Consider the following 7,175-nt stretch of genomic DNA (forward strand, 5'->3'; position numbering starts at 1 on the left):
GGGCAGCGCCTATGGAGCCGGCGGTGGCGCCTTGTTCGGAAGCCTGCATGGCATTGGCCGCCAGTGCCGAAAACGCCGGGAACACAAAGCCCATGCCGGTTGCGGCGACGAAGTAGCATGCCCACAGCCACCCTGCCGTGGTCGCCAGCGCGCCGCAGGCAAAGCCCAAGGCTGAAACGGTGGCACCTACCCGGATCATCTTCAGCGGCGGCCATTCCAGCTGGCGCAGCAGCACCTGCGCCAGGATCAGCGCAACCCCCACCGTGGTCAGGGCGATGCCGGCGGTCTGAGCGGCTTCGGCTGGGCCCAGCTTGAGGCGGTCGAGGGCGAAGAAACCGACAATGATCTGCGACACCGTCACGCTGAGCATGGCGCTGAACGCGACCAGCAATGGCCGGCGCAGGCGCGGGTCGCTCAACCGCACCGGGCTGGGCGCGTAGCTGTGCGGCAGGGCCTGCGGCTTGAGGGCGAACAGCAGCACCAGAAAGGCAGCGGCAGGCAACAACGACATGATGTGGAAGGGCAGGCTCAGGCTATGGCGTGCCAGCAATGCCGCCAATGCGGGGCCTACCACCAGGCCGACAGCGTTGGCCGCGCCCAGTGAGGCCATGGCTCGGGCCCGGCGCTGCGGTTCGACATGGTCGGCGATCAAAGCATTGCAACCCACCGGGATGGCGGCATAGAAGGCGCCGATGCAGCCGCGGGCCACCATCAGCCCGACAAATGCCAGGGTTGCCCCCGGCATCCAGCGCAGTGCGCCTTCGACGAACAGGCACAGCAGCCAGTACGCCAGGGTAAAGCCGGCGCTGCCCAGCAGCAGGATGCGCCGACGGCCCAGGCGGTCTGCGGCGCGCCCCCAGGGCCGGGCCAACAGTACCCAGACCACCCCCGCCACGGTGACGGCGGCGCCGGCTTGCCAGGTGGCCATGCCGAGCTGGCGGGCGATCGGGCCGATCAGGGCGACAAAGGCCATCATCGACATGGTACAGGCCATGTTGGCCAGCAGCAGGGGGCGCAGGTCCAGCGTGCTGGCAGGTAGCAGAGTGGCAGAATCCTTTGCAGCGTTCATTGGGCAGTCCAGGGCAGTTTGGCAGTGAAGGGTCGATACTAATAAGAACAATTATCGACTGTCGAACCCTCTGCACCCTTTCAGGTCATTCATGACGGCGCAGCGGGCCGGGCCACATGCTACGCAACACACCGTCGCGGCGCACCCAAGCGTGCATCAGTGCCGCGCCCAGATGCACCAGCACGGTGGCAAACAGCAGGTAGCCGGCCCATCCATGCGCCTGTCGCAGCACGGCATACAGTTGCAGGTCATGCGGGGCGATAGCAGGCAAGCCAAGCGGGCGAGGGTAGTTGCCGGCCGAAAGCATGGCCCAGCCCAGCAGCGGCATGGCCAGCATCAGGCCATATAGCAACAGGTGCGAGGCCCCGGCAGCCCAGCGTTGCGGGGGCGGCAGGTCGCGTGGCAGGGGTGGGTGCGGCACCAACAGGCGCACGCCGATGCGCAGTACCACCAGCACCAGCAGGGCCAGGCCGGTGGCCTTGTGCAGCCCGATCAGCACAGGGTGGCGTGGCGACAGGTCACCGACCATGCTCACGCCGATGAACAACATGGCCAGGATCAACACGGCCATCAGCCAGTGCAGCAGGCGAGCGATGGGGTGGAAGGCTTCGGGTTTCATGGGTGGGCTCCGGTGCCGAGCGATTCGCGGCTGCGGCGGTTGAAGGATTCCGAGTAGGCAGCCGAGCGGGCGGCCAGGATCGGGTCGGCGGATGCTTCGATGCCCCGCGGCAGGATCAGCGGGTCGAAATTGAGGTCGCGGCAAGCGCCCTGCTCAGGGGCGTCGACCTGTTCCAGCACCAGGGTGCCGGCGTCCACGCTGCGCCGCTCGGCAGGCCAGGGGCGGGCAGGGTTGTCCACGGCATCGCCGGGTTCGGCCAGCACCAGCCGCAGCGTCCAGCGCAGCGGGCCCTGGGCCAGGCGCTGCTGCAGGTCATGCTGCAGGAACTGTTTGTCGTCGACCTGGGCGGGCAACGCGGCAAACGCGGTTTGCGGCTCAAGCTGCCAGCGCACCGGGTGGGCGGCGCCGCTGGCGTCGATCAGGCGGAAGGCGTTGATGCTGTGGTACTGGGTGCTGGCGAAGCTGTCGCTGGGCTTGTAGCCCGCCGCCCATTGGCGAAACGCCGCGCTTTCCGGGTGGGCGGCGAAGAACGCCTGCAGTTTTGCCGGGTCCGGTTTGCCGGTGGCAGGTACAGGTGCCCCCGCCAGCACTTGCTCATAGAATGCTTGCGGCGTGCCTACCGCCAATACGGGTGGATTGTTCATGCCGGTACGCCAGACCTGACCATCGTCGGTGCTCAGTTGAATCGCCAGGCTGCGCACCGGTATGCCGGTATCCGGGGCGAACGGGTTGGCACCACCGATGGCGAAGCGGCCGATCACCGGCACCCGTTGCTGGCTGAACGCCCGCGCCGTGGACAAGCTGGCGGCCTGGCCGCTGGCCTGAAAGTAGCCACTGACGCACAGGCCCTTGGCGTGGTTCTTGCGATAGCCCGGGTAGTGCCCGGCCTGGGCTTCGAAGGTGTCGATGATGCGCTGTGGGGTCAGGCGGGTTTCCCCGAGCCAGCCGGCAGCATAGGCAAAGCCGGCGCCTGCGGCCAGCATCACGGCGCCGATGGCGGCCAGGCGCAGGGCCTTGGCCGGGCCGTGCAAAGGTGAGTTCATGATCATCGTCCGGTTCAGTGAAGATGCCAGTACGACGCGGCAGGTAAAAACTTATTCCCTCGCCGGGAATAGAATTTCTTCACAGGCGTCTGCCCTTTACACTGACTACCCCTGAGGCTGGGACCTGGCCATGCACGACCTGGACGACCACCAGTGGCGCGAACTGCTCGCCCGTCTGCGCCGCTTTGCGGTGTGGCTGACCCGTGAGCCCGGCAGCGCCGACGACCTGGTGCAGGCCACGGTCGAGCGCGCCCTGAGCCGACGCGACCAACAACGTGACGCCGATGCCCTGCGCGCCTGGCTGTTCACCATCCTTTACCGGTTGTTCCTCGACGGTAAACGCCGCGACCGCCTGCACGCCCGCTGGCTGTCCTGGTTCGGCCGTGCCGAGCGCGAGGATGAGCCGCTCGGCGACAACCTCGAAGCCATCGTCCTGGCCCAGGCCGACCTTCAGGCGTTCGCCCGGCTGACGCCCGAGCAGCGCGCCTTGCTGCTGCTGGTCAGCATCGAGGGTTTGAGCTACAAGGAGGCCGCCCAGGCCTTGGGCATCCCCATCGGCACTGTGATGTCGCGCCTGTCGCGCGCGCGCAATGCCTTGCGCGAATTGACCGAGGGCAACCCCCAGCCACCGGCCTTGCGGAGACTGAAATGACGCGCCTGATTCCCAGTGAAGACGAACTGCATGCTTACGTCGATGAGCGCCTGGCGCCGGGCCGCCGGGCCGAGGTGCAGGCCTGGCTGGCGACCAACCCGCAGGCGGCGGCACGGGTCGAGGGCTGGCGTGCCGATGCCCGCCGGTTGCGTACCGCGTTGGCCGGGTTTGGCGAATCAACCGGGGCGGCCCAGCTGGATCTGCGGCAGCTGCGCGGGCGATTGCGCGAGCGTCGGCAACGCCGCTGGGCTGTAGCGGCGGCAATGGTGCTGGCGTTGGGCGTGGGTGGCCTGGGCGGTTGGCAAGTACGCGATGCAAGCCTGGCGCGTGCCGACCTGCCCATGGCCGATGCGGTCCAGGCGCACCGCTTGTTTGTCGGCAGCCAGACGCTGGATATCCAGGCCAGCGACCCGGGGCAGTTGCGTGACTGGCTGGGGCGGCACTTCAGCCGCGTGGGTCGGTTGCCGGACCTGGCGGGGTATGGGTTCAAGCCGGTGGGGGCGCGTTTGCTCAGCAACGAGCAGGGGCCGGCGGCGTTGTTGGTGTTCGAAGATGGCGCTGGCCAGCGCATCAGCCTGTTCCTGCGCTCGCCGGGTGAGCAGTACCGCCGCATGCCGGAGGGGCAGCGGATTGATGGGCAGCTGGAGGCGCGGTATTGGTCGCATGGGGCTTACAACTTTGCGCTGGTCAGTGCGGCGGATGATGTGCGTGGGGCGGGGGTGGGGGAGGTGTTGCGGTTGGGGTTGTGAGGGGGCGCTGTGCATGCCTTGGGTGTTGTGTTGCGTGGGATATCGAGCGCCGCCCGCGCGGCGCATCGCGGATCAATCCGCTCACATTTGTTGCAACGTGGCCATGCCTGTGAGGCCATGGTTGTCAGCCGGTTTGCCCGGCTCAAGTCATGCGCCAGGGCTGGCAGCCATGGCGTTACAGGTTCGGCACGTTGCAACAAATGTGAGCAGCCTTGTGCTGCGAAGCGCCGCGCGGGCGGCGCTCGATCTCACTGGCAGCCCATACCTCAAGGCATGCACTTTATCAACCCAGCTCCAACCAGATCGGCGCATGGTCCGAAGGTTTCTCCATCCCCCGCAACTCATAATCCACACCCGCCGCCTTGATCCGCGGCACCAGATGCTGCGAGGCCATGATCAGGTCGATACGCAGCCCCCGCTTGGGATCGTCTTCGAACCCACGGCTGCGGTAGTCGAACCAGCTGAAGCGGTCGGCTACATCCGGATACAGGTGCCGGAAGCTGTCCACCAGCCCCCAGCCTTTCAAGCGCTCCATCCACTCACGCTCTTCCGGCAGGAAGCTGCACTTGCCGGTCTTCAGCCAGCGTTTGGCGTTGTCCGGGCCGATGCCGATGTCGCAGTCCTGCGGCGAGATGTTCATGTCGCCCATCACCAGCAATGGCTGGTCGTTGCGGAACTGGCCTTCCAGCAGCGCCTGCAGGTCGCTGTAGAAGCGCTGCTTGGCCGGGAACTTGGTGGGGTGGTCGCGGCTTTCTCCCTGAGGGAAATAGCCGTTCATGATGGTGATCGGGGTTCCATCGGCATCGGCAAAAGTGCCCCAGATGAAACGCCGCTGGGCGTCCTCTTCATCGGTGGCAAAACCTTTGTGCAGGCTCAGCGGCGCCTGGCGCGACAGCAGGGCCACGCCGTAATGGCCTTTCTGGCCGTGATAGTGCACGTGGTATCCCAGCGCCTGCACGTCGGCCAGCGGGAACTGTTCGTCGCTGACCTTGGTTTCCTGCAGGCCGATCACGTCCGGCTGGTGCTTTTCGATCAGCGCCGCCAGCTGGTGCGGACGGGCCCGCAGACCGTTGATGTTGAAACAGACGATCTTCATGGAAAGACGATCCCGGTAAAAGGCGCGATGCTAGCCGACATCGCCCATCATCACCAGCGTGGCGCCTTGGCAAGGCTGCTGCTAACGTGCTGTAGGGGCTGAACGAAGCGCGCTGGAGCCCCTCCAAGGCACTGTATGCCCATTCCAGGAGGTCTGCCCGCAATGCCCGAAACCACTGCCGCTCCGGCTCGTGTCTGCCTGCTCGATGACGGTTACAGCCGCGAGGTGCGTTCGCTGCTGTACAACGCGTACCGCCACGAACCTACCTTCGCCTATATCTTCGAGGCCCAGCGCCCGGGATACGAGCAGCGTTTGCGGGTAATGGTGCGTGAATGGGTGCGCCAGCACTTCTACTTGCAACTGCCTGCCATCGGCTTGCTGGTGGAAGACCGCCTGATCGCCGTGGCGCTGATCGTGCCGCCGTTGCGCCGGTTGGGGGTGGCCGACAGCTGGGCGTGGCGCCTGCGCATGATGCTGGGCACCGGCCTGCGCTGCACACGCCGCTACATGGACTACCAGGCCGCCCTGGCCACCTGCCTGCCCACCGATCAGGTGCATGTGCTGCCGTTGCTGGGGGTGCACCCGCAGTTTCAGGGCAGGCACTACGGCGAGCAATTGTTACAAGCTGTGCACGACTGGTGCGCGGACGACCCGGGGACCCAGGGCGTGGTACTGGACACCGGCAACGAGCACTACCTGGCTTTCTACCAGCGCCAGGGCTATGAGGAAATCGGCGAGGTTGCGGTTGGACCCGTCCGGGAGAGGGTGTTCTTCCATCCCAACCCGACGTCTTCACGTTCCGTTTTCGCCTGAACAGGCCTCCAGGCGGCTCCCTTGAGCGCCTGGGTCTGGTAGCATGCGCCGCATGACGTATTCAGGAAGATTGACCTGGGGCCTGGTTTTCTGGGCCGCCAGTGTCGCAGCATGGGGCCAGAGTGAGTTGCTGGTGAAGGTCAAACCGGCCAACAAGGCGCTCAAGGCCAATGTCGAAGGCTATATCGGTACCCTTGGCGACCGCGATGAAGAAGCACTTTTACGCTTCAGTCGTGGGGCACAGGAGCAGGCGCGCAAAGCCTCGCAGGCACTTGGCTACTACCAGGCGCAGATCGATACCGAGGTCAAGCCCGGCAAACAGGCTGACCACTCCCCGCAACTGATCATCACCATCAACCCCGGCGAGCCCATCCGCCTGCGCACCGTGACCGTGCGCATCGAAGGCCCGGCCAGCGAGATGAAGGCGTTCCGCGTACCGGACAGCAAGGCGCTGCGCTCGGGCGAACAACTCAACCACGGCCTGTACGAGGACGCCAAGCGGCTGATCCTCAACCAGGCGTCGCGCTACGGCTTCTTCAGCGGGCACTTCAGCCGCCAGCGCCTGGCGGTCGACCCCCAGGCCGGGGTGGCCGACATCGAACTGGTCTACCAGAGCGGCCCGCGCTACCACCTGGGCGCCGTGACCTTCGGTGGCGACACGCCGCTGGACGACGACCTGCTGCAGCGCATGGTCTCGTTCAAACCGGGTACGCCCTACGACTCGGAACTGATTGCCGAACTGAACAATGACCTGCAATCAAGCGGCTATTTCGAAGGCGTGCGCGTGGATGCGGCGCCCACCGCCGCTGTAGCTGAAGAAATCCCGGTAGATGTCCGCCTCGAAACCCGCAAACCACGCACCATGGGCCTGGGCCTGGGCTACTCGACCGACGTCGGGCCGCGCGGCAAGGCCAACTGGACCCGCCACTGGGTAAACCCGCAGGGCCACAGCTACGGCTGGGAAACCGAGCTGTCGGCGCCCCGGCAGAACGTCGGGCTGTGGTACGACATACCCCTCGACCCACCGCTGACCGACAAATTGCGCTTTGCCGGCGGCTACCAGAACGAGGAGCTCGCCGGTACCGACACCCTTAGCAAGCTGCTGACCGTCGGGCCCGAATGGCACAGCAAGCT

General features: G+C 66.1%; 8 protein-coding genes. 4 read left to right on the forward strand and 4 right to left on the reverse strand.

Annotated features, from left to right (window positions below):
• From HP546_RS23100 to HP546_RS23110, 3 genes are all read right to left on the reverse strand, one after another.
• On the reverse strand, positions 1-1,069 hold a 1,069-nt coding region (locus HP546_RS23100), incomplete at its 3' end, for an MFS transporter (RefSeq protein ID WP_172229951.1).
• 85 nt (positions 1,070-1,154) lie between these two features.
• Entirely contained in the window at positions 1,155-1,688 is a 534-nt protein-coding gene (locus tag HP546_RS23105) for a cytochrome b (protein ID WP_172229954.1), read from the reverse strand.
• Positions 1,685-2,737 (reverse strand): catalase family peroxidase, encoded by a 1,053-nt coding sequence (locus HP546_RS23110; RefSeq protein WP_172229957.1) that lies wholly within the window; start codon positions 2,735-2,737, stop codon positions 1,685-1,687. The genes HP546_RS23105 and HP546_RS23110 overlap by 4 nt, the downstream gene beginning before the upstream one ends.
• Before the next feature lie 124 nt (positions 2,738-2,861).
• Here HP546_RS23110 and HP546_RS23115 point away from each other — a divergent pair, with 124 nt between their 5' ends.
• Entirely contained in the window at positions 2,862-3,383 is a 522-nt protein-coding gene (locus tag HP546_RS23115; RefSeq protein WP_172229960.1) for a sigma-70 family RNA polymerase sigma factor, read from the forward strand.
• The gene (locus tag HP546_RS23120; RefSeq protein WP_172229963.1) at positions 3,380-4,132 is read left to right on the forward strand and encodes an anti-sigma factor; all 753 of its coding nucleotides are present in this window, start codon (positions 3,380-3,382) and stop codon (positions 4,130-4,132) included. Before HP546_RS23115 ends, HP546_RS23120 begins: the two co-directional genes overlap by 4 nt.
• Before the next feature lie 283 nt (positions 4,133-4,415).
• Here the strand turns inward: HP546_RS23120 and xthA are convergent, their stop codons facing one another.
• Positions 4,416-5,228, reverse strand: a complete 813-nt coding sequence (xthA, locus tag HP546_RS23125) for an exodeoxyribonuclease III (RefSeq protein ID WP_172229966.1) — start codon at positions 5,226-5,228, stop codon at positions 4,416-4,418.
• A gap of 162 nt (positions 5,229-5,390) precedes the next feature.
• Between xthA and HP546_RS23130 the strand changes: the two genes are divergently transcribed.
• Positions 5,391-6,041, forward strand: coding sequence for an N-acetyltransferase (locus HP546_RS23130; protein WP_172229969.1), 651 nt, complete (start codon positions 5,391-5,393; stop codon positions 6,039-6,041).
• Between the two features lie 52 nt (positions 6,042-6,093).
• Positions 6,094-7,175 (forward strand): autotransporter assembly complex family protein (locus HP546_RS23135; RefSeq protein ID WP_172229972.1); only part of this gene is annotated, 1,082 nt, incomplete at its 3' end.

Origin of the sequence: Pseudomonas sp. CM25 (assembly GCF_013179705.1) — a bacterium.
In the GTDB taxonomy this organism is placed as follows: Bacteria; Pseudomonadota; Gammaproteobacteria; order Pseudomonadales; family Pseudomonadaceae; genus Aquipseudomonas.